Annotated in this window: 23 protein-coding genes; 5 read left to right on the top strand and 18 right to left on the bottom strand. The window is 58.1% G+C overall.

Annotated elements, in window-relative coordinates; all coding sequences use genetic code 11:
* The 3 genes from ACYPYQ_RS12610 to lptM form a co-directional block, all read right to left on the bottom strand.
* Positions 1 to 285: histone H1-like repetitive region-containing protein (locus ACYPYQ_RS12610; protein WP_459724238.1), on the bottom strand; the 285-nt coding region annotated here is incomplete at its 3' end.
* A gap of 173 nt (positions 286 to 458) precedes the next feature.
* On the bottom strand, positions 459 to 1,706 hold the full coding sequence (gene lysA / locus ACYPYQ_RS12605) for a diaminopimelate decarboxylase (RefSeq protein WP_459724236.1): 1,248 nt from the start codon (positions 1,704 to 1,706) through the stop codon (positions 459 to 461).
* The gene (lptM, locus tag ACYPYQ_RS12600) at positions 1,699 to 1,842 is read right to left on the bottom strand and encodes an LPS translocon maturation chaperone LptM (RefSeq protein WP_459724234.1); all 144 of its coding nucleotides are present in this window, start codon (positions 1,840 to 1,842) and stop codon (positions 1,699 to 1,701) included. Before lptM ends, lysA begins: the two co-directional genes overlap by 8 nt.
* A 37-nt stretch (positions 1,843 to 1,879) precedes the next feature.
* Between lptM and ACYPYQ_RS12595 the strand changes: the two genes are divergently transcribed.
* Together ACYPYQ_RS12595 and cyaY are read left to right on the top strand one after the other, a co-directional pair.
* Positions 1,880 to 3,175: a TIGR02281 family clan AA aspartic protease gene (locus ACYPYQ_RS12595; RefSeq protein ID WP_459724233.1), complete on the top strand. Its 1,296-nt coding sequence runs from the start codon at positions 1,880 to 1,882 to the stop codon at positions 3,173 to 3,175.
* 14 nt (positions 3,176 to 3,189) lie between these two features.
* Entirely contained in the window at positions 3,190 to 3,495 is a 306-nt protein-coding gene (gene cyaY, locus ACYPYQ_RS12590) for an iron donor protein CyaY (RefSeq protein ID WP_459724232.1), read from the top strand.
* Between the two features lie 134 nt (positions 3,496 to 3,629).
* On the opposite strand, the gene ACYPYQ_RS12585 is transcribed toward cyaY, so the two are convergent.
* The 7 genes from ACYPYQ_RS12585 to lnt form a co-directional block, all read right to left on the bottom strand.
* Positions 3,630 to 4,367 carry a M48 family metallopeptidase gene (locus ACYPYQ_RS12585; protein ID WP_459724231.1) on the bottom strand — a complete coding sequence of 246 codons (738 nt, stop codon included), beginning with the start codon at positions 4,365 to 4,367 and terminating at the stop codon, positions 3,630 to 3,632.
* Positions 4,367 to 5,071: a lysophospholipid acyltransferase family protein gene (locus tag ACYPYQ_RS12580; RefSeq protein ID WP_459724230.1), complete on the bottom strand. Its 705-nt coding sequence runs from the start codon at positions 5,069 to 5,071 to the stop codon at positions 4,367 to 4,369. The genes ACYPYQ_RS12585 and ACYPYQ_RS12580 overlap by 1 nt, the downstream gene beginning before the upstream one ends.
* A complete protein-coding gene (gene gmhB, locus ACYPYQ_RS12575) occupies positions 5,068 to 5,598 on the bottom strand; it encodes a D-glycero-beta-D-manno-heptose 1,7-bisphosphate 7-phosphatase (RefSeq protein ID WP_459724229.1) in 531 nt (176 codons plus the stop codon). Before gmhB ends, ACYPYQ_RS12580 begins: the two co-directional genes overlap by 4 nt.
* Positions 5,595 to 7,739, bottom strand: a complete 2,145-nt coding sequence (gene glyS, locus ACYPYQ_RS12570) for a glycine--tRNA ligase subunit beta (protein ID WP_459724228.1) — start codon at positions 7,737 to 7,739, stop codon at positions 5,595 to 5,597. The genes gmhB and glyS overlap by 4 nt, the downstream gene beginning before the upstream one ends.
* Entirely contained in the window at positions 7,740 to 8,654 is a 915-nt protein-coding gene (gene glyQ, locus ACYPYQ_RS12565) for a glycine--tRNA ligase subunit alpha (RefSeq protein WP_459724226.1), read from the bottom strand.
* 64 nt (positions 8,655 to 8,718) lie between these two features.
* Positions 8,719 to 8,982 carry a GIY-YIG nuclease family protein gene (locus ACYPYQ_RS12560; RefSeq protein WP_459724225.1) on the bottom strand — a complete coding sequence of 88 codons (264 nt, stop codon included), beginning with the start codon at positions 8,980 to 8,982 and terminating at the stop codon, positions 8,719 to 8,721.
* The gene (gene lnt / locus ACYPYQ_RS12555) at positions 8,979 to 10,439 is read right to left on the bottom strand and encodes an apolipoprotein N-acyltransferase (RefSeq protein ID WP_459724239.1); all 1,461 of its coding nucleotides are present in this window, start codon (positions 10,437 to 10,439) and stop codon (positions 8,979 to 8,981) included. Before lnt ends, ACYPYQ_RS12560 begins: the two co-directional genes overlap by 4 nt.
* 104 nt (positions 10,440 to 10,543) lie before the next feature.
* On the opposite strand from lnt, the gene ACYPYQ_RS12550 reads away from it, so the two are divergent.
* The 3 genes from ACYPYQ_RS12550 to ACYPYQ_RS12540 are packed head-to-tail and all read left to right on the top strand — an operon-like array spanning position 10,544 to position 12,385.
* Positions 10,544 to 11,017 carry a Crp/Fnr family transcriptional regulator gene (locus tag ACYPYQ_RS12550; RefSeq protein WP_459724224.1) on the top strand — a complete coding sequence of 158 codons (474 nt, stop codon included), beginning with the start codon at positions 10,544 to 10,546 and terminating at the stop codon, positions 11,015 to 11,017.
* A 7-nt stretch (positions 11,018 to 11,024) separates the two neighbouring features.
* Positions 11,025 to 11,651, top strand: a complete 627-nt coding sequence (locus ACYPYQ_RS12545; protein WP_459724223.1) for a MarC family protein — start codon at positions 11,025 to 11,027, stop codon at positions 11,649 to 11,651.
* Positions 11,652 to 11,653: 2 nt separating this feature from the next.
* Entirely contained in the window at positions 11,654 to 12,385 is a 732-nt protein-coding gene (locus tag ACYPYQ_RS12540) for a pseudouridine synthase (protein WP_459724222.1), read from the top strand.
* Here the strand turns inward: ACYPYQ_RS12540 and ACYPYQ_RS12535 are convergent.
* The 8 genes from ACYPYQ_RS12535 to ACYPYQ_RS12500 all read right to left on the bottom strand — a co-directional run bounded on the left by ACYPYQ_RS12535 (position 12,382) and on the right by ACYPYQ_RS12500 (position 20,247).
* Positions 12,382 to 13,188 (bottom strand): HlyC/CorC family transporter, encoded by an 807-nt coding sequence (locus ACYPYQ_RS12535; RefSeq protein ID WP_459724221.1) that lies wholly within the window; start codon positions 13,186 to 13,188, stop codon positions 12,382 to 12,384. The genes ACYPYQ_RS12540 and ACYPYQ_RS12535 overlap by 4 nt on opposite strands.
* A gap of 61 nt (positions 13,189 to 13,249) precedes the next feature.
* Positions 13,250 to 13,699: an rRNA maturation RNase YbeY gene (gene ybeY / locus ACYPYQ_RS12530; protein ID WP_459724220.1), complete on the bottom strand. Its 450-nt coding sequence runs from the start codon at positions 13,697 to 13,699 to the stop codon at positions 13,250 to 13,252.
* A complete protein-coding gene (locus ACYPYQ_RS12525; RefSeq protein ID WP_459724219.1) occupies positions 13,692 to 14,645 on the bottom strand; it encodes a PhoH family protein in 954 nt (317 codons plus the stop codon). Before ACYPYQ_RS12525 ends, ybeY begins: the two co-directional genes overlap by 8 nt.
* Positions 14,642 to 15,970 (bottom strand): tRNA (N6-isopentenyl adenosine(37)-C2)-methylthiotransferase MiaB, encoded by a 1,329-nt coding sequence (gene miaB, locus ACYPYQ_RS12520; protein WP_459724217.1) that lies wholly within the window; start codon positions 15,968 to 15,970, stop codon positions 14,642 to 14,644. The genes ACYPYQ_RS12525 and miaB overlap by 4 nt, the downstream gene beginning before the upstream one ends.
* 726 nt (positions 15,971 to 16,696) lie before the next feature.
* Positions 16,697 to 17,119, bottom strand: a complete 423-nt coding sequence (locus ACYPYQ_RS12515) for a putative toxin-antitoxin system toxin component, PIN family (RefSeq protein WP_459724216.1) — start codon at positions 17,117 to 17,119, stop codon at positions 16,697 to 16,699.
* 15 nt (positions 17,120 to 17,134) lie between these two features.
* Positions 17,135 to 17,428: a type II toxin-antitoxin system Phd/YefM family antitoxin gene (locus ACYPYQ_RS12510; protein ID WP_459724215.1), complete on the bottom strand. Its 294-nt coding sequence runs from the start codon at positions 17,426 to 17,428 to the stop codon at positions 17,135 to 17,137.
* 248 nt (positions 17,429 to 17,676) lie between these two features.
* On the bottom strand, positions 17,677 to 19,851 hold the full coding sequence (locus tag ACYPYQ_RS12505; protein ID WP_459724214.1) for an AAA family ATPase: 2,175 nt from the start codon (positions 19,849 to 19,851) through the stop codon (positions 17,677 to 17,679).
* A 39-nt stretch (positions 19,852 to 19,890) separates the two neighbouring features.
* A complete protein-coding gene (locus tag ACYPYQ_RS12500; protein ID WP_459724213.1) occupies positions 19,891 to 20,247 on the bottom strand; it encodes a DUF6876 family protein in 357 nt (118 codons plus the stop codon).
* Positions 20,248 to 20,307: the final 60 nt, after the last annotated feature.

Here is a 20,307-nt window from a genome sequence, read left to right as displayed (position 1 = left end):
CTTGACTGCGGGCTTCTTGGCAACTGCCTTCTTCGCTACCGGCTTCTTGGCAGCGACTTTCTTGACTGCGGGCTTCTTGGCAACTGCCTTCTTCGCTACCGGCTTCTTGGCAGCGACTTTCTTGACTGCGGGCTTCTTGGCAACTGCCTTCTTCGCTACCGGCTTCTTGGCGGCGACTTTTTTAACAGCAGGTTTCTTTGCGGCAACAGCTTTCTTTGCTGCAGGTTTCTTTGCTGCCACTTTCTTGGTTGCGGGACTTTTCGCTTTGGATTTTGCAGTTGCCATTTTCATTCCTTATTAAAGTTTGATGGACTAGATTGGTGCAATTTCTTACGTGCTACCACTGCACTCCCGATGCGCTTTCAACCTGAAGAAACCTCCCAATACGCACGGTGATTGCATTCTATGCGCGAATATTTTTTTTACGCAATAGATTTGTGCACTTATGTGCAAAAAAATCAATCGAAGATCTTTTCGGATGCGTACAGCCGATCCACTTTTTCACGCTCACGAACAAGATGCACGCGCTCGCCATCGACCATCACTTCTGCCGCGCGCGGTCGCGTGTTGTAGTTGGAACTCATGCTCATGCCATACGCACCTGCCGACATGACCGCCAGCACATCGCCCGCCGCCACGGCCATTTCACGGCCATGCCCGATGAAATCACCCGTCTCGCAGACAGGACCGACCACTTCGTAGACGAGCTCCGGCGCCACGCTTTTCTTCACCGGACGGATCGCATGGAAGGCATCGTAGAGCGCAGGGCGCATCAAGTCGTTCATCGCCGCATCGACGATGGCGAAGTTCTTCTCTTCGCCGTGCTTCAGATATTCGATACGCGTCAGCAGGATACCGGCATTGCCCACCAAAACCCTGCCCGGCTCCACGATCAGTGCTTCCGCCCGTCCATGCAAAGCCTGCAACAAGGCTTGCGCATACTCGGCAATGGCGGGGGGGGTCTCGTCGTCGTAACGGATCCCCAGCCCGCCACCGAGGTCGATGTGTTCCAGCGTGATGCCTTCTGCTTTCAAGCTATCCACCAGCGCCAGCACCTTCTCGGCCGCCGCGATGAACGGGCTGACTTCGGTGAGCTGCGAGCCGATGTGGCAGTCTATCCCGGTCACACGCAGATGCGGCATCGCTGCCGCCTTGCGATAGAGTGCCAGCGCCTCCGTGTAAGCGACACCGAACTTGTTCTGCTTGAGACCGGTGGAGATATAGGGATGCGTCTTGGCATCGACATCCGGATTCACGCGCAGGCTGATCGGCGCGACCTTGCCCATGCTGCCCGCCACTTCGTTCAGCCTTTCCAATTCCGGAGCCGACTCGACATTGAAGCAACGGATGCCCGCCGACAGCGCCAGACGCATCTCGGCTTCGCTTTTTCCGACACCGGAGAACACCACCTTGTCGGCCGCACCGCCCGCGGCCAGCACGCGCTGCAATTCACCGCCGGAAACGATATCGAAGCCCGCGCCCAGTTTTGCAAAAACATTGAGGATCGCCAGATTCGGGTTGGCCTTCACCGCGTAACAGATCAGATGCTCGCGTCCTTTGAGCGCATCGGCGAACTGATGGTAGGCATCGGTCAAGGCAGCACGCGAATAGACATAGCATGGCGTACCGAAATGTTGCGCGATGTCGGTCAGCGACACTTGCTCGGCATGGAGCGTGTCGTCGCGATAGTTGAAATATTCACTCATGTTGAAGTTCTAAAGATTGGGATTGATGGGGGACGGCCGAGAATTGGGATTGCGCCGGCGGCAGATAAAGCGGTCCTTTGCGTCCGCATCCTTGCAAGCCGACAAGTAACAGCAACATAATGCACACTGTACGCATCTGTATCTTCTTCCTTAATTCGAAACGAGCGGATTATATGACGGAAAGCGCCAGCGACGCTGCGGGAGACGCCTTGTTTGCCCGCATCCGGCAGATGGTGACGGCACGCGGCGTGGACATCCGCCTGCAACAGGATGCGACGACGCTGAAACTTGTGTTTGCCGACGGCCAGCGCATCCTGATCAACCTTGATCGACAATCCGGGCTCGTGTGGCTGGCGGCTGCGGCGGGCGGCAGCGAGTTCCTGCCACAGGGGTCCGGTTGGCACTCGCCACAACATGGCGAATTGCTCGACCGACTCGGCGAGTTGCTGGAGCAGACCATCGCCAGCGACCCGCGCAATTCGCGTGTACCACAGCCCGAAGTCACCACGCGATCGCCCGTCATCATCCAGCATGTCCCGTCCGGCGGGCACGGACTTCGCAACACGGCGATCATTATCTTGCTGGCTGCTGTGGCTTACTTGCTGACACAGCAGCCAGGCCAGCCCAGCCGCACAGGGGAACCTGCCGCGATCCAGACTGGATCTGCATCAGTCGCAGATAGTGGACGCCGCTGCGAAAGCCGCTTCCCGGACAATGGCAGCACGACGGTCTTTGCCGAGAGCGGCCTGCGACCCGGCGGTACCGAACTCACCCTGAACAACGAGCACGCCCACCCGCTGCTACTGATACTGACTGCCCCGCACACCCTCATCCCTTCCATTTCGGTGATGGTGCATGCGCGACAGCAGGCCAGCGTGCGCATACCGCCGGGGCAATACGACCTGATGTTCGCCGCCGGCACACGCTGGTGTGATGCACGAAGCGGGTTCTCCGATGGACGCATGCTGAAGTTCAGCGAACCACTGTCGGTGCCGCACGACACACCGGTGCGAATCGCCATGCAATCCTCCGGTGCCGGGCCGGAGGATTTCCGCGCGCTGATCTCCAGCTTCGTACCCGCCGCACCGCCGCCCGCGCCATCATTCAGCGGCGACGGCAGCATGACTGTCAAACGGCATGGCAACGGACACTTCTACCTGCCCGGCAGCATCGCGGGCGTGCCGGTCACCTTCATGCTGGATACCGGCGCTTCGGTGACCTCCATCACCAGCGAGATCGCGCGCGAAGCCGACGTGCGCAACTGCAAGGAGATCCAGGTGCAGACCGCCAACGGCAGCACGACCGGCTGCATCGCGCTGGTCCCGCAGATGACGCTGGGCAACTTCACACTTAAGAACATCACGGTGGCAGTGATGCCGAACATGGAAACCAATCTGCTCGGCGCGAACGTGCTGCGCAACTTCCGCGTCGGGCAGGAAGGGGACACCCTGCTGATCGGACGCAACTGAATAACGGAGGGATCATGACAGAGAGCGAATTCAACACCCTGGCCGACCAGGTCTTCCAGCGCATCGAGCACGCGCTGGACGCGACCGACATCGACTATGACAGCAACGGCATGGTGATGGAGATCGAGTTCGACGACGGCAGCAAGGTCATCATCAACCGTCACGTCCCCAATCGCGAGATATGGCTGGCTGCCCGTTCGGGCGGTTTCCATTTCGGCTGGCAGAACGGGCGCTGGGCCAGCCAGCGCGACGGCGACGAGCTGTACGCCAAATTGTCCGACCTGATAAGCAGCGGGGCTGGCAGAACGTTTGGATTCTGAGAGGTTGCCAGATGCCCGGCGGTGCGATCCGCAAGGAGGGGGCCTTTTGTTTCGGGCATCTGACGGAAGGAATGTAACCCAGCACACCCAGCGATGGAATGCGGCATATTGTCGCATCCCGCCGGTACGGATACTCAGCCGCCCCGGATATCGCGCAACGCAACCCTGTGTTCAAGGTAGTCCGGACACACGGACGCCACGACACGCCAGAATGCGGCGGAATGGTTCATCTCTTTCAGGTGCGCCAGTTCGTGTATCACCACGTAATCGATCAGGGGCAGCGGCAGCTTCACCAGCTGCCAGTTCAGGCTGATCACACCGCGCGCACTGCAACTGCCCCACTGGGTGCGTGCCGAAGACAAGCGGATGGTGCGGGGCGCGACCTCCATCAACGGCGCGAAATGCGCCACACATTCCTCGAACACCTGCAGCGCCTGCTCTCGGTACCATTGGCTGACGAGCTGCTCGATACGCTGCGGGGTGACGATGCCAGCCGGTCGCAGCAGCAGTTTCCCGCCCTGCAAACACGGCGGCGCGCCGAACAGGTCTGGCACGACACGCAGAGCGACCGTTTCACCGCGGAACGGGATGTTCGCCCCATCCTGCCAGACGACAGGCGGCGCCTTGCCGACCTGCCAGCTCTCCAGTCTGTCCAACACCCAGCCCGCCTTGTCCTGCAACACACTGTGCAGCCACTGCTCCGATGCGCGCAACGGCATGCTCACCGTCAGCCCGCGCTCATCGATGCGCAGGCCGATGCTGCGGCGCTTGCCGCTGCGTTTCAGTGTGTAGGTGATGTGCTGGTCGGAGAGTCGCAGCGTGCGCTGTTCGACAGCGGGCGGGACCGGTCTGGCGCGGGAAAGCAGGGACATCATCCCAAGCGCGTCATCTCATCTTCGATCCACGCCTCGGTGCGGGCATTGATCTCCTCCGCCTTCAGCCCCGTGGTGTCGATGGCCGGGCCGATCACCATGACGATGGTCCCCGGCTTCTTGATGAAGGCGTTGCGCCCCCAGAACTTTCCTGCATTGTGCGCCACCGGCAATACCGGCACGCCCGCATGGGATGCCAGCAAGGCACCGCCTATCTTGTATTTGCCGCGCTCACCGTATGGCATGCGCGTGCCTTCCGGGAACAACACGATGCTGAAGCCCTGTTGCAGCTTCTCCTTGCCCTTCGTCAGCAATTCTTTCATCGCCGCCTTGCCTTTGCTGCGATCCAGCGCGATAGGACTGGACAAGGCCAGCAGCCAGCCGAAGAAAGGGATCCACAACAACTCGCGCTTGGCCACCCAGGCATGCGGCGGCAGCACCAATTGCAGCGACAGCGTCTCCCAGGCGGACTGATGCTTGCTCAATACCACGCATGCCTGCTTGGGGATGTTCTCAAGACCGCGCACTTCCATGCGGATGCCGCAGATCACCTTCAGCATCCACAACATCCCGGGAGCGAAACCGGACAGCAGGCGGTGCCGCATATGCTGGCCGAACGGGAAGATGAACGGCGAGAACAGCGCATAGCCCAAGGTGTACACCGCCTGTGCCAGCGCGAAGAGGATGGAGCGGATCAGGGTCATAACAGGCTGGCGGTCACCGCAGCGAGATCAGGATAGACCAGCGTACCTTCCGGCAGCCCGCCCTTCTCTTTCGTTCTATTCCCCTTGCCGGTCAGCACCAGATAGGGAACAGCTCCCAAACGTGCAGCCGATTCCAGGTCGCGCAGGGAATCGCCCACTGCCGGAACGCCCGCCAGTCCGACGCCGTAGCGCGCGGAGATCTCCAGCATCATGCCGCTTTTGGGTTTGCGGCAACTGCAATCGGCTTCGCTGGTATGCGGACAGAAGAAGATCGCATCGATACGGCCGCCCACCAGCGCCAGCGACTTGTGCATCTTGTCGTGGATGGCATTCAAGGTCGGCATATCGAACAGACCGCGCCCGATGCCGGACTGGTTAGTAGCCACCACCACCCGGTAACCATTCTGGTTCAGACGCGCGATGGCTTCCAGACTGCCGGGAATGGGCTTCCACTCCTCCGGGCTCTTGATGAACTGGTCGGAGTCGTAATTGATGACGCCGTCGCGGTCGAGGATGATGAGTTTCATGCCGCCAGCTTGGAGATATCAGCCGACTGGTTCATCAGTCGACTCAGTTGTTGCAGCAGCAAGGCGCGGTTGATGCGCAGCGCCTTGTCCTCGCACATCACCATCACTTTGTCGAAGAAATCGTCGACGAATGGTTTCAGCGTGACCAATGTCTTCAGGTTGTTGCTGTAATCGCCGCGCTCGAAATAGCCGCGCGCCATCGGTGTGATGTCCAGCATGGCCTGATACAACTCGCGTTCGGCCTCGTCCTCGAACAGCGTCACATCGATGGAGGTCGGTAGTTCGCCCAACTCCTCGGCGTTCTTGCGCATGATGTTCTGCACGCGCTTGTTGGCCGCCGCCAGGTCTTTCGCCGCAGCCATGCCGGCGAATGCACGCACCCCCTGCAAGCGCGGCAAAGCTTCGTGCAGACGCCCGCCCAGCACCGCCAGCACCGCCTCGATATGCGCGCCTTCAAAACTCTGGTCGCGCAGATAGCCACGCAAACGGTCCGTCATGAAACCTTCCACATCTGCCGCCACGGTCGCGCTCAACATACCCTGCGGGAAGTTGTCGGCGGTGGCCTTGAGCAATGCAGGCAGGGACAGGTCGAGCGGCGTCTCGATCAGGATGCGCAGGATACCCAGCGCCTGACGGCGCAGGCCGAACGGATCCTTGTCGCCGGTCGGCACCTGACCGATGCCGTAGATGCCGACCAGCGTCTCCAGCTTGTCGGCCAGCGCCACGGCACAGGCCAGCGCCCCCTGCGGCAGCGTGTCACCGGCGAAGCGCGGGTGATAGTGCGCTTCGATGGTGCTCGCCACGTCTGGCTTCTCGCCGTCGTGCAGCGCGTAGTAATGGCCGATGATGCCTTGCAGCTCGGGGAATTCGCCGACCATGTCAGTGATCAGATCCGCCTTGCTCAGGCGCGCAGCCAGTTCGGCATCCGCCTTGTCCGCACCGAGCAGGCGCGCGATGGTGCCGGCCAGCGTGGTGATACGTTCCACGCGCTGCAACTGCGAACCGAGCTTGTTGTGGTACACCACGTTGCCCAGCTTCTCGACACGGGTCTCCAGCTTCTGCTTGCGGTCCTGGTTGAAGAAGAACCGCGCATCGGCCAGACGCGGACGCACCACGCGCTGGTTACCCTCGATGATGTGATGCGGATCGGCGATCTGCATGTTCGACACGATGAGGAACTTGTTCAGCAACTTGCCCGTCTTTGCATCCAGCAGCGGGAAATATTTCTGGTTCTGCTGCATGGTGAGGATCAGGCACTCCTGCGGCACTTCCAGATATTCCGCCTCGAACTCGCCGACATACACTTCCGGCCACTCCACCAGTGCCGTCACTTCGTCCAACAGGGAAGAGAGCAGGCTGCGCTCTTCGTTCGACATGGACATCAGCTTGGACTGGTCGAAGTTGGCATGACCGATCCAGATCGCTTTGTGCTGCTCTGCCAATTGATCCAGTCGGGCGGCGATACTCTCGCGGCGGTTAGCGAAACTCGCCACCACGCGCCCGTCGCGCGCCAAAGTTGCTTCGTAGTCGTCGGCGTGTTCGATGCTGATGCGCTCGCCACACAGGAAGCGGTGACCGCTGGTGACATTGCCGCTGGCCAGACCCAGCACTTCGGCGGGCACCACGCTGTTGCCGTGCAGCACGGTCAAACCGTGCACCGGACGCACGAACTGATGTTCCAGATCGCCCCAGCGCATCAGCTTGGGCACGGGCAACTTCTTCAGTGACTGCATGATGATGGTCGAGAGATATTCTTCCAGCGGCTTGCCCGCCTGCTCGATGCGCGCCGCAAAATATTCCGCCTTGCCGTCTCCCACGCGTTGCAACTGCGCCAGCGCCACACCTGCCGAACGCATGAAGCCTTCCAGCGCCTTGGTCGGTTTGCCTTCCGCATCCAGAGCGGAGGCGACAGCCGGGCCCTTGCGTTCGATGATGCGGTCAGGCTGCTGCGCCTCGACATTGGTGATGCTCACTGCCAGACGACGTGGCGTGCAATACGGGGTACAGGCGCTGTCGTCTCCCAGCAGCGCCTGCTCCTTCAGCGCGGCGAACACTTCGTTGGCGAAGGTGGTGGAGAGTTTTTCCAGCACCTTGGGCGGCAGCTCTTCAGTGAGCAGTTCGATCAGCAGTGTCTGTTTCATTTATTTTCCCTCCCCTTGCTTGCACATGGGGAAGCCTAGCGCCTCGCGCGAATCGTGGTAAGCCTGCGCCACCTGACGCGACAATGCACGCACACGGCCGATGTAGGCGGCACGCTCGGTCACCGAGATCGCGCCGCGCGCATCCAGCAGATTGAAGGTGTGCGAGCACTTCATCACCATCTCGAAGCCCGGCAATGCCAAGCCGGCTTCCATAAGCCGCTTGGCCTCGCCTTCATATTCGTTGAAGTGACGGAACAGCATCTCGACGTTGGAGTGTTCGAAGTTGTATTTAGACTGCTCCACTTCGTTCTGGTGGAAGACATCGCCGTAGGTGACTACCGTATCGCCATTCCTGGTCCACACCAGATCGAACATGTTCTCCACGCCTTGCAAATACATGGCAAGGCGCTCCAGGCCATAAGTGATCTCGCCCAGCACCGGCTTGCAGGTGAGCGAGCCGACTTCCTGGAAATAGGTGAACTGGGTGACTTCCATACCGTCCAGCCACACTTCCCAGCCCAGACCCCATGCGCCCAGCGTCGGCGACTCCCAGTCATCTTCGACGAAGCGGATGTCGTGCTGGTTGGTATCGATGCCCAGCGCACGCAGGCTATCCAGATACATATCCTGGATGTTATCCGGGGACGGCTTCATCACTACCTGGTACTGGTAATAGTGTTGCCCCCGGTTCGGATTCTCGCCATATCTGCCATCCTTGGGACGGCGCGAAGGCTGGACATAGGCGGCACGCCAGGGCTCGGGACCGACCGCACGCAGGAATGTCGCCGTATGGAAGGTGCCGGCACCGACCTCGATGTCGTAGGGCTGCAGCAGCGCACAGCCGTGCTTGTCCCAGAAATTCTGCAGCGTCAGGATGATCTGCTGGAAGGTTGGCCCTTGCCCTGCTTCGGGCATATTGTCAGAACCAGAAGTGCTCATATGGATAAATACCGGCTGATTTTTTTCAAAGGTGCGCATTTTACGGGTTTTCGGGTGATTGCGTCACCCCGCATAAGGCCAGTTTCGCACCTCTTGGCAGGCTTTTGACCGCCCGTTCGCGCCTGGATGCCTGAGAACGATCGACACATGATTCGCTATAAACGAGCGTCACCGGCAAACGACTGCGTGTGTATTTCGCCCCTTCGCCCGCGTTATGGACAGCGATGCGTTTTTCAAGATCATTGGTGATACCGCAATAGAGCGTGTCATCCGCACAGCGCAGGAGGTAGCAGAACCAGGTCATCGTCGCGAAAACTTGCCTGCCGCACCCAGCATCAACGCCAGAAGGGTCAGGACTGCAACATTGCCCCAGCGCACATAGGGCGTGCTCCCCTCATACCCCCGCACCTCCGCGGTGAGCACGCCCTCTTCATGCTGCGGCAATTGCCCCAACACACGACCATCGGTACCGATGATGGAGGTGACTCCGGTATTGGTCGCGCGCAACATCATGCGCCCGGTCTCCAACGCGCGCATCTGTGACATTTGGTTGTGCTGCACGGCGGCGTTCGACTCTCCATACCAGGCATCGTTGGTGACATTCACCAGCAGTGTGGCTTGCGGCAACTGCCGGATGATCTCCTCGCCGAACGCATCCTCATAGCAGATGTTCACCGCCACGCGCTGTCCCGCCACAGCGAGCGGTACTTGCGCATCCCCGCCACTGGCCAGATCTCCCATCGGTATCTGCAGCACTTCGTTGATGAACCAGCCCAGCGCACCTCGCATGGGAATGAACTCACCGAAAGGTACGAGGTGATCCTTGCGGTAATGCTGGCTCTCGGCGCTGCCGAGCGAGTACACGCTGTTGAAATAGCGTCCTCCCTCTTTCTCGAAAACGCCGATCAGGATATCGCCGCCGTTCTGCCGCATGTGCTCACGCAGTATCTCCTGATAATAGGGCGGCACGTTGTGGCGCAACATCGGGAATGCCGTTTCGGGCATGACGATCAGGCGTGCGTCGCTACCCTGCGCCAGACGCCGGTAGGTCTCCAGCGAACCGACCAGCATCTCCTGCGAGAATTTCTCCTCCTGAGGGATGTTGCCCTGCAACAGACTCACCTTGAGCGGATCGCCATACGGCTGCGTCCATGCGACATGCTGCAATGCCCAGCCGGACAGCCACAGTGCGCACAAACTGCCGAGTGCGATCTTGCCTGACGTGCTCCAGCGCACCTGCGAAACAAAAAGCAAGACGGCAGCACTCACTGCCACCGCAAGCGATACCCCATAGACACCCAGCAACGGCGCATATCCAGCCAATGGACTGTCCGGCACTTGCGAATAACCCGAGGCCAGCCAGGGAAAGCCCGTGAACATCAGGCCGCGCAGCCACTCGGCGGACACCAACAATGCAGGCATGAGCAACAACAAACGAACGTTCGCCGATGTACGGACACGCATCATCAGATATCCCGCCAGCGCCAGCGGGGTCGAGACCAGCGCGGCGAACAGCAACGTCGCCGCGATCGCCAGCAACGGGTGCATATAGCCGTAATCATGCAACGCGACATAGACCCAGCCGACACCGAAGCTGAACAGCCCCATACCGAAAGTGAAGCCGGCCCGGGCGGCCTGCGCCGCACTCCCGCTGCGAAGCCAAACCCGGAACAGGACAAGCAGCGCAAGCACGCTCAGGGGAAACATGCCGAACGGCGCAAAGCCGAACACTGCCAGCACACCGGCGAGCAAAGTCTGCATGGAAGGGGAGGCGATGAGTCTGTTCACATGAGCGGTCGATCAGGTTGATTCTCGGGATTATACGGTGTAACTTCCGCCGCACTTCAACCCATGCCTTGCGCACCATGTCCGTCCAATCCGCCCTGTACGACGAGATCAGCTCCATGCTGGTCGAAAGCGATCTGTTCAATCACCTGCCGCCGGCAGAACTGCGCGCTGCTGCGCACTATTTCAGCGTCACCCATCTCGCCGCCGACGAAGTGATCTTCAACGAGGGCGAGATCGGCAATTTCATGTGTATCGTGCATGAAGGCAGCGTGCATGTGATCAAGACCAACCAGAACAACGACCAGGTGGAAGTGGTGAAACTGGGTAACGGGCGGGCCTTCGGCGAGATGGCCGTGCTGGACGGGGAACGCCGCTCGGCCACCTGCAAGGCAGCCGAAGACAGTGTGGTACTGACCCTTTCCAAGGAAGCGCTGGACAAGATGCTGGAAGAGCATCCGCGCATGGCTGCCCGCATCATCCGCGCCATCGCTGTCAGCCTGTCGCGCCGCCTGCGCATGGCGGTGGGGCAACTGGTCGATTACATCGATTAAGCTGCCGATGCTCGAATTCACCGAATACACCAAGATATTCATCAGCCTGTTCGCGATCATCGATCCGGTCGGCATCATCCCGCTCATCATCGCTTTCACCGCCGGCATGAGCGACCAGAAGCGCGAGCGCGTAGGGCGCATCGCCTCGATCACGATGTTCGGCCTCCTGCTCGCGGCACTGCTGCTTGGCGAGGCCATCCTGTCCTTCTTCGGCATCAGTATCCACTCCTTCCGCACGGCGGGCGGAATCCTGCTGCTGCTGATGGCGGTCAACATGCTGATCGGCCACAAGGCAGCACCGCCGCCCGACGACAACAGCGACACCGATTCGACGCAATCCATCGCCATCGTGCCGCTGTCCACGCCGTTGCTGGCCGGCCCCGGTGCGATCAGCACAGTCATCGTCGATGCCCACAAGGCGGATAGCGCCGGTCATTACGGCATGATGACGCTGGTACTCATCGCTTTGGGCCTGACCGTATGGCTGACCTTCCTGGCCGCACCGTGGGTCTCGCAGCGCCTGGGAAAGATCGGCAGCACCATCGTCACCCGACTGATGGGCCTGCTGCTGGCCGCCATCGCGGTCGAATTCATCGCGGGTGGCCTGCGCGGGCTGTTCCCGGCACTGGGTTGAACATGGAAAAGAAACGACTCTCGAAATTGATGTCCGAACAGGGACTCTGCTCGCGCCGCGAAGCAGATGACTACATCGCCAAAGGCTGGGTGCTGGTGGACGGCGAAGTGGTAAGCGAACTCGGCACGAAGATTCTGCCGACACAAAAGATCACCCTGAAGAAAGCAGCACAGTCGAAGCAGCAGGAACAAGTGACCGTGATCCTGCACAAGCCGGTGGGATACGTCTCGGGCCAGGCCGAGGACGGCTACCAGCCTGCCATCGTGCTGGTAAAACCGGAAAAACACTGGAAGCTGGACCACTCGCCACAGCGCTTCGATCCGCGCCACTTGAAGCACCTCGTTCCGGCCGGACGGCTGGATATCGACTCCACCGGCCTGCTGGTGCTCACGCAGGATGGCCGCATCGCCAAGCAACTGATCGGCGAAGACTCGGACATCGAGAAGGAATACCTGGTGCGCGTCTCCGGCCGCATCGCCGCGGACGGCCTGGACAAGCTCAACTTCGGCCTGTCGCTGGACGGCAAGAAACTCAAACCCGCCAAAGTGACCTGGCAGAACGAGGACCAGCTGAGGTTCATCCTCAAGGAAGGAAAGAAGCGCCAGATCCGCCGCATGTGCGAACTGGTCGGCCTGAAAGTCACCGGACTGAAGCGCGTGCGAATCGGTAACGTGAAGCTGGAGAAACTGCCGCTGGGGCAGTGGCGCTATCTGCGCGAGGACGAGAAGTTCTAGGCAGTTTCCGCGCTGTCCGGCTGCGATGCAGGCGCTTTCGCCACCAGCAAAACATACAGGCGGCGACTATCCGCATGCAACACGGTGAACTGCCAACCATCGATCACGAAGATGCTGCCGCGCTTGGGGAGCTGGCCGGCGGCCTTGAGCACCAGCCCGCCGACGGTGTCACATTCCTCGTCGCTGAATTCCGCCCCCACCTGTTCGTTGAAGTCTGCGATCTCCGTATCGGCTTTGACGCGCCAGTGGCTGTCATCCTGACGGATGATGTTGTCCTCATCCTCATCGAAATCATATTCGTCGGAGATATCGCCCACGATCTGCTCCAGCACATCCTCGATGGTGGCCATGCCGCACACACCGCCGTATTCGTCCACCACCAGCGCAAGATGGTTGTGGTTGCTGCGGAAGTCGCGCAACAGCACGTTGAGGCGTTTCGATTCCGGCACGAACACGGCGGGACGCAGCATGTCGCGCACATTGAATTCCTCGCCGCCGGCGTAATAGCGCAGCAGATCCTTGGCCAGCAGGATGCCGATGATATTGTCCTTGTCTCCATCCACGACCGGGAAGCGCGAGTGGGCAGTCTCGATCACGAAGGGAATGAACTGTTCGGGCGGCTGGCTGATGTCGATGACATCCATCTGCGCACGCGGGATCATGATCTCGCGCACCTGGCGCTCGGACACCTGGAGCACCCCCTCCATCATGGAAAGCGCGTCGGCATCCAGCAGGTTGCGCTGATAGGCGCTGTACAACAAAGCGATGAGTTGTTCGCTGTCTTCCGGCTCACGCAGCAACATCGTGGAGAGCCGTTCAAAAAAGGTAGGCTTGCTACTACTGTCTGAACCGTCCATTACCTGACTACTTGCTAACTAGATAGGGCGCAGGATACCGCAATTTGAGCATCAATGCAGTCTCGCGGGCCTCCATCCGCTCGGCTTCCTTTTTCTTTTCATGGTCATACCCCTGCAGGTGCAGCACGGCATGCAGCGTGAGATGGGCGTAATGCGCGAACAGATCCTTGCCCTGTTCCTGCGCCTCGCGGGCCACCACCGGTGCGCAGATCACCACATCGCCATACAAGGGATCGCTATCGTCATAGACGAAGGTCAGCACATTGGTGGCGTAATCCTTTCCGCGATAACTCTGGTTCAGCGCGCGCCCCTCGATCTCGTCCACGATGCGCAACGCCATCTGCACATCCTGCTCCAGCGCCGCCTTGACCCAGCGCCGGAACTGCTGACGGCTCGGCACTTCCCTTGCATTGCTGGCGTATTGCACCGACAGCGAGAGTTTGTGCACATCACTCATTGCTTTTTTCACCGTGCTTTTCATAGGCGGAGACGATCTTCTGCACCAGCGGATGGCGCACCACGTCCTCGGCGAGGAACTGCTGGAAGGCGATGCCGCGCACGTCCTTCAGCACGATGCGCGCGTCGTTGAGCCCGCTCTTCTGCCCGCGCGCCAGGTCGATCTGCGTCACATCGCCGGTGATCACCGCCTTACTGCCGAAACCGATGCGGGTGAGGAACATCTTCATCTGCTCGGGCGTGGTGTTCTGCGCCTCGTCTAGGATGATGAAGGAATGGTTCAGGGTGCGGCCGCGCATATAGGCCAGCGGCGCGATCTCGATGGCACCGCGCTCGAAAGCCTTGGCCACCTTGTCCAGCCCCATCAGGTCATACAATGCATCATACAAAGGCCGCAGGTAAGGGTCGACCTTCTGCGCCAGATCCCCCGGCAGGAAACCGAGACGCTCGCCCGCCTCCACCGCCGGGCGCACCAGCACCAGCCGCTTAACGTTCTCGCGCTGCAATGCATCCACCGCCGAGGCCACCGCCAGATAGGTCTTGCCGGTACCGGCGGGGCCGACGCCGAAGGTGATGTCGTGTTCCTGTATGGCTTGCAGGTATTCGTTCTGGCGCACCGTCCGCCCGCGCACCTCGGCTTTGCGCGTCATCAGCAACGGCACCGATTCGCTGCCCGCATCCGGCAGGTCGCGCTTCATCGATTCGATCAGGCCCAGCTGCAGACGCTCCAGCGAGATGTCGTGATTCGCTTCCAGGTAGAAGCGCTCCAGCACTGCACGCGCCAGCTCCGCCTGCTCGCCGCTGATGCTAAAGCGCTCGCCGCGCCGCGCGATGTTCACCTCCAGCGCGGTCTCTATCTGACGCAGGTTCTCGTCGAACGCACCGCACAACTTGGCCAGTCGATCGTTATCCACCGGCTCGAATGAGATGTTCGCACGTTCGCTCATGCCGCCTCCACCACCTCGCCGCGCAGGGTGTGGTTGGACACTGCGGTGATACGCACATCGAGATAGCGGCCCAACATGCCGGGCGAGCCCTCGAAATTCACCACGCGGTTGTTCTCGGTACGCCCGGCCAGTTCGCCCGGATTCTTCTTCGAGACGCTCTCCACCACCACGCGCTGCACCGTCCCCACCATGCGCTGGCTATATGCCTGCTCCAGCTCGTTGATGCGCGCCTGCAAACGGTGCAGTCGCCCCAGCTTCACCTCGTCCGGCGTATCGTCCTGCATCTCGGCCGCAGGCGTGCCCGGGCGCGGACTGAATACGAAGCTGTAGCTGGCATCGAACTGCACGTCCTCGATCAGTTTCATGGTCGCTTCGAAGTCGGCATCGGTCTCGCCGGGGAAACCGACGATGAAATCCGACGCGATGGCGATATCAGGCCGCGCGGCGCGCAGTCTGCGCACCACCGACTTGTATTCCAGCGCGGTATAACCGCGCTTCATCGCCGCCAGCACGCGATCCGAACCGGACTGCACCGGCAGGTGCAGATGGCTCACCAGCTTGGGCGTATCGGCGTAGACATCGATCACGCGTTGCGACATCTCGCGCGGATGCGAAGTGGTGTACCGCAGTCGCTGCACCCCGTCCAGCGCGGCGATGGCACGCAGCAGGAATGCGAAATCCACCGTATCGCCGTCGTCCGCCTCCCCCTGATAAGCGTTCACGTTCTGTCCCAGCAGCGTGATCTCGCCCACACCCTGCGAGATCAACTTTTCGACTTCGCGCATCACATCCTCGAACGGGCGCGACACTTCCTCGCCGCGCGTGAACGGCACCACACAGAAAGTGCAGTACTTGCTGCACCCTTCCATGATGGAGACGAAAGCCGTGCCGTGCGCAGTCTGCGAAGCAGGCAGATGGTCGAACTTCTCGATCTCGGGGAAGCTGACATCGATCTGCGGCCTGCCACTGCTGCGGCGCGCCTCGATCAGCTCGGGCAGACGGTGCAGCGTCTGCGGCCCGAACACCACATCCACATAAGGCGCGCGTTTGATGATGGCCTCGCCTTCCTGGCTGGCAACACAACCGCCAACGCCGATCAGCAACCCTGGATTGGAATCTTTCAAAGCCCGCGCGCGGCCCAAGTCCGAGAACACTTTGTTCTCCGCTTTTTCGCGGATGGAACAGGTATTGAACAGGATGATGTCCGCCTCCTCCTGTCTGTCCGTCTGCTCCAGCTGCGCACCGGCCAACATCACATCCGCCATCTTGTCCGAGTCATACTCGTTCATCTGGCAGCCATACGTCTTGATATACAGTTTCTTCAAAGTACCACACCCTCTTTCCGCATCCGACACCCAATGCCCCTGAAAATAACAGCCTTTTCAAATAGGGGTCTTTCCTGAGTATTTCGCTAATATAATCCGTTTCGGCTTCCGGTGAGCGATTTGCATGCCTTCGGAACCACCGTTAAATCAACATAAAGATAAAAGGGAAAAACATGTCATTCGTAGCAGACTTCTCCTCCATCGGCGTTGCAATCTTCTCGGTCGGTTTCTCCATCTGGATGGTGATGCAACTCTTCAGCAAAGAGTAATACGCATCCGTTGCGGCCGGGTCACCGGTCGCTGAAATTCACAGGCTCCACACTTATCTGCCTGCGCAAAATGCGCCGGGCTGGTATTCCCATGCATAAAACACTTGTCAGCCGTAGGGTTTGTGCTAGCATTACTCCCGTTGTTTGTCGGTATGTTCAACTTAACTTTGGGAGGGGTAAACCATGTCATTCATCGCTGATATTTCTTCGATCGGTACCGCAATTCTGGCAGTCGGCTTCTCGCTGTGGATGCTGAAGCAGCTGTTCACCGATTCCGAGTAAGCAGACCGGTACCCCGGAAATGAAAAACTCCAGCCGTGAGGCTGGAGTTTTTTTATGGGCGGAAAAAGCCGAGCCCATAATTGAATCCGTGGTGGTGATAGGTGCACTTGAACTCCAAGCAGATACTGGCTTTAATACATAATTTCTCCGCAATACTCACAATATTACTCACAGTTTAAAGCCCTGCATGTGCTGCCCAGAAGCTGGCGGGAGTCAAAATTGGATAACGCTCCCCCATGACCAGCAAATCTTTATCACCCGTGATGAGGTAATCAACGTCTGAGGTCTTAAGCGCCGCCAGCAGGGTACCCAACACAGGCTGGTCATCAGCATCACGCAAATCGGGCTCCGAGCTTGGTAGCGGCTCAATGACTTCAGCCTGCAAGGAAAGAACATCGACCAAGTCTTCAATCTCGACCGCTGTCAAACCATGTCGGTTAGTTAGCCGGGGCAGCACGCGCCTCAACTCATCCAGGATGTAAACAGAAAGTAGCACCTCAATCGAGCCATGACGCCATGCGGACATTATTTTTCCCGGCACGCTTGCGGGATAAGCAATCCCCGAAAGCAATACATTCGTATCAAGTACGACACGCAACGTAGCCACTGCGGGTTAACGCTTCTTGGCTGATGAGCGGACCTGTGTCCGTTCAAGCACAATGGCTGCATCAATTTCAGCAAGCCCTTCCGCCTCGGGTACATTCGCAAAACCTGACTCAATACGCTGGCATAGCGCATCAAAGCGAGCCTGCATACGCCGAATGCGCTCGAACAACCTAGCATCAACCAATGCAGCAACCGGCTTGCCATCTTTGTTGATGATCACGCTATCGTGCCTGTACTGCACTTGATTAAGCATTTCGCCCAAGTTCTGCCTGAAGCTAACTGCACTTGTTTCAGTAATCATGATTATTCAACCTATATGACCATTATAATCATAATGCATCAAAACAAATTGACGGTCAATACTTGCCGTCGCCTCATATCAAGCAAAAACACCAAGCCTATAGTTTACGGCTCCGCCCATTTCCGGCAAATTTCTGCACAACCAGCTAGTCGGAACAACACAAGTGAACCTTGGGGTGTCTGTAGGGACTTTCCAAGGGGGTGGCATTCGCTTGGCTTTTTGTACGAATTTTCCATTTCCATTCTCCCTTAAGGTATAAAACCAATTGTTCTAGTTGAGCCATCTTTCAACCTGCACTCCGCCGACAACTGCCGACACAATTCCTCTGCGCTGACAGGCCTATCCAGAACGACAAACTGGCGCGCTGCCACTGCAAAATCCCCCGGCGTCAAATTGCTCAGGCTGCAAACTTCACTTTTCATCTCGCGGCTGTCTGATAACTTGCCTCCCAAGCGCAGCAACTCCTGATTGAACATTGCCCAGCGTTGCTCTGGATTGAGATAGTCAAAATTCACTTTGAAGGCAAAGCGGCGCAGACTTGCAGGGTCAAGTCGCTCCATCAGGTTGGTCGTGCAAATAAAAATGCCATCGAATGCCTCCATCTGGGTCAGGAGCTCATTGACCTGGGTTACTTCCCAGCTTTGTTGTGCGTCGCGGCGATCGGCCAGAAAACTATCAGCCTCATCCAGAATCAACACTGCATCCTGCTGCCTAGCCTCGGCGAACATGTTTGCGATGTTGTGTTCAGATTCACCTAGCCACTTGCTCAAAATGTCGGATGCTCGTCGAAGAATAATGGGTTTTCCAAGTTCATCGGCGATGTGCCGTGCCAACTCACTCTTGCCTGTGCCTGCGGGGCCATAGAAACAGAACGTGCCGCAGCATCTTTTCTTCAAGCCTGAGATGATGTCAGGCATCGACAGGCTGGTATTGGCAAAGCGCAGGTCGTAGCTTGTGTGCTGCGCGCTCCGCATCGACAGCCGTTTTTGCCCTAGGAGCGTTGCACTCCTATCCAGCACCTGAAGGACCAGTTGTCGCGCATAGTCATCATCACCGCTGCTCACCTTCGCCACCTTGGCGGCACGCTCATACTGGGCAGGCGTAGTTTGTTCATTCGATGCAATCTGCGCGAGCCACTCTTCCGTAGGATTGAACCGCCCAAGGTGATGCCGCGCAATCTCCATTCGAACCTTTTGTGGAGGTACAGAAAACCGAATGGAATAATCGAAGCGGCGCAAATACGCCTCGTCTAGATTTGCATCGTTGGTTATCCAGATTGCAGGGGTTGCATTGCGTTCCAGCGCCCTGTTAATCCATGCCTTACCACCGCTACTACCCTGTTCGGACATCTCCACGCCAATTAGCCCTCGAAATCCCCGACGCCGTGGCAGGACATCCTCAATTTCGTCAAACATGAGAATAGCGTTGTCCCTGTTAGCCAAAATCAACTGACACAGGTTGTAGGCTCTCAACCGCGTATTGCCGGTGATAGGGTTTCCATCCGAGTCGGAATAAAAAATTTCAAATAGCTCTGCCTTCAACTCGCAAGCGACTGCTTTGACCAATTCAGTTTTCCCCGTACCTGGAATGCCGTACAGCAAGATATTGGTTCCCTCGCTCTTGGTGGTCAGTGAATTGCGTAGGAACGTAGTCAATGCGGTGATGTCCTGCGACAGGTGCGGAAAATTGTGCAGTTGCAAACAAGCCGGTGATGTTTTCTGAAGAAAGCGATTGAGCAGCGCATCATCGTTTTCATAACGCTGGGATAGGAATGTGCCTAATCCGTTTAACAAATCTATCCGGTAAGCGAAGTCACTTTGCGTAGTGGTTTGAAGAATTCCGGCGGTAGTAAGTTTCGCGTCCTTCCGCAAGGAAGCTATGATTTCAGCATCGCCATGTCCAGTTAAATGTGCAATGATGCCGCCCAATTTACTATCCGACACTTTGACATTCGCCGCGCTAATCGCTCCTCTGAACGCTGTAAATACTTCCAGCATGACCGCAAAGCACAGGACAGCTTGATCGGCATGACTCAGGCCAATGAGCTTGCTTATCGTTCCAATATTCTCGAAGATATAAAGTTCATCAACGACAGGAAGCTTGCGGAAGGCTGCAAGTTTTTTCTGCAAAACGACTTTACAGGCAGAGTCCGAATAAGTAACCTTTTCCCCGTTCACCAGCAACTTCACGATCAGATCATCGGTTCCAAATTCTCGGTCTATCTCTAAACCGGTAACGCGAGCAAAATCTTCATCATCAATGATGGACTTAAACCCGGAAACTTTGTACAAGCCCAACGTAATCGCAAAATCCAATAACCAACTTGCCAGTAGCGGCTGATAACCATGAAAAGTGTCAGTTAGTTTGCTAGGATGCCCAGATACAGATTTCTTGCGATATAGAAATTCAGGAAGAGTACTCATCGGATAGCCTCGTGCAGCGCATCAATGTAGTGGATCATCTCAATACTCCCTAGTCAGCAGCATAATTCCGTCTATCAGGTAAAACGACCACTCCCCCTCAGGGCAGTCGGTGTACTCAATTGACCGGCGCCAAAGTATGTTGTCGTTGCCATCTGTTGCGATAATGTCCGCCTTACTTTCAATGATATTGAGCTTGATGCTGATAAACGGCTGCGTCTTTTGTATCTGCATCAACTCCGTACCGACAATATCCAAAAACCAGTACGCGCCGCCCCCTGCGTTTTCTGCAAAGAATTGCACCCCATCGGTATATTTCATTCGACTCAGTACATGGCGATAGTAGTTTTCTGTTCCTATGAATTGCGTCATCCCGTGTTTTAGTTGCGAGCCATCCATTTCGTTCTCCAATTTTTAATTCGTTACAGTTGTCTTTTGCAGTTGGCATGAGGATGAATT

The sequence above is a fragment of the Sideroxyarcus sp. TK5 genome (assembly GCF_054601595.1).
Note: the sequence above shows the minus strand (reverse complement) of the source record. Positions and strands in the feature narration are given on the sequence as shown.

Excerpts from the sequence above, each read along its gene's own strand:
- lysA (WP_459724236.1), bottom strand. The coding sequence starts at position 1,706 with ATGAGTGAATATTTCAACTATCGCGACGACACGCTCCATGCCGAGCAA.
- lptM (WP_459724234.1), bottom strand. The coding sequence starts at position 1,842 with ATGCGTACAGTGTGCATTATGTTGCTGTTACTTGTCGGCTTGCAAGGA.
- ACYPYQ_RS12595 (WP_459724233.1), top strand. The coding sequence starts at position 1,880 with ATGACGGAAAGCGCCAGCGACGCTGCGGGAGACGCCTTGTTTGCCCGC.
- cyaY (WP_459724232.1), top strand. The coding sequence starts at position 3,190 with ATGACAGAGAGCGAATTCAACACCCTGGCCGACCAGGTCTTCCAGCGC.
- ACYPYQ_RS12585 (WP_459724231.1), bottom strand. The coding sequence starts at position 4,367 with ATGTCCCTGCTTTCCCGCGCCAGACCGGTCCCGCCCGCTGTCGAACAG.
- ACYPYQ_RS12580 (WP_459724230.1), bottom strand. The coding sequence starts at position 5,071 with ATGACCCTGATCCGCTCCATCCTCTTCGCGCTGGCACAGGCGGTGTAC.
- gmhB (WP_459724229.1), bottom strand. The coding sequence starts at position 5,598 with ATGAAACTCATCATCCTCGACCGCGACGGCGTCATCAATTACGACTCC.
- glyS (WP_459724228.1), bottom strand. The coding sequence starts at position 7,739 with ATGAAACAGACACTGCTGATCGAACTGCTCACTGAAGAGCTGCCGCCC.
- glyQ (WP_459724226.1), bottom strand. The coding sequence starts at position 8,654 with ATGCCCGAAGCAGGGCAAGGGCCAACCTTCCAGCAGATCATCCTGACG.
- ACYPYQ_RS12560 (WP_459724225.1), bottom strand. The coding sequence starts at position 8,982 with ATGACCTGGTTCTGCTACCTCCTGCGCTGTGCGGATGACACGCTCTAT.
- lnt (WP_459724239.1), bottom strand. The coding sequence starts at position 10,439 with ATGCAGACTTTGCTCGCCGGTGTGCTGGCAGTGTTCGGCTTTGCGCCG.
- ACYPYQ_RS12550 (WP_459724224.1), top strand. The coding sequence starts at position 10,544 with ATGTCCGTCCAATCCGCCCTGTACGACGAGATCAGCTCCATGCTGGTC.
- ACYPYQ_RS12545 (WP_459724223.1), top strand. The coding sequence starts at position 11,025 with ATGCTCGAATTCACCGAATACACCAAGATATTCATCAGCCTGTTCGCG.
- ACYPYQ_RS12540 (WP_459724222.1), top strand. The coding sequence starts at position 11,654 with ATGGAAAAGAAACGACTCTCGAAATTGATGTCCGAACAGGGACTCTGC.
- ACYPYQ_RS12535 (WP_459724221.1), bottom strand. The coding sequence starts at position 13,188 with ATGTTGCTGCGTGAGCCGGAAGACAGCGAACAACTCATCGCTTTGTTG.
- ybeY (WP_459724220.1), bottom strand. The coding sequence starts at position 13,699 with ATGAGTGATGTGCACAAACTCTCGCTGTCGGTGCAATACGCCAGCAAT.
- ACYPYQ_RS12525 (WP_459724219.1), bottom strand. The coding sequence starts at position 14,645 with ATGAGCGAACGTGCGAACATCTCATTCGAGCCGGTGGATAACGATCGA.
- ACYPYQ_RS12510 (WP_459724215.1), bottom strand. The coding sequence starts at position 17,428 with ATGATTACTGAAACAAGTGCAGTTAGCTTCAGGCAGAACTTGGGCGAA.
- ACYPYQ_RS12505 (WP_459724214.1), bottom strand. The coding sequence starts at position 19,851 with ATGAGTACTCTTCCTGAATTTCTATATCGCAAGAAATCTGTATCTGGG.
- ACYPYQ_RS12500 (WP_459724213.1), bottom strand. The coding sequence starts at position 20,247 with ATGGATGGCTCGCAACTAAAACACGGGATGACGCAATTCATAGGAACA.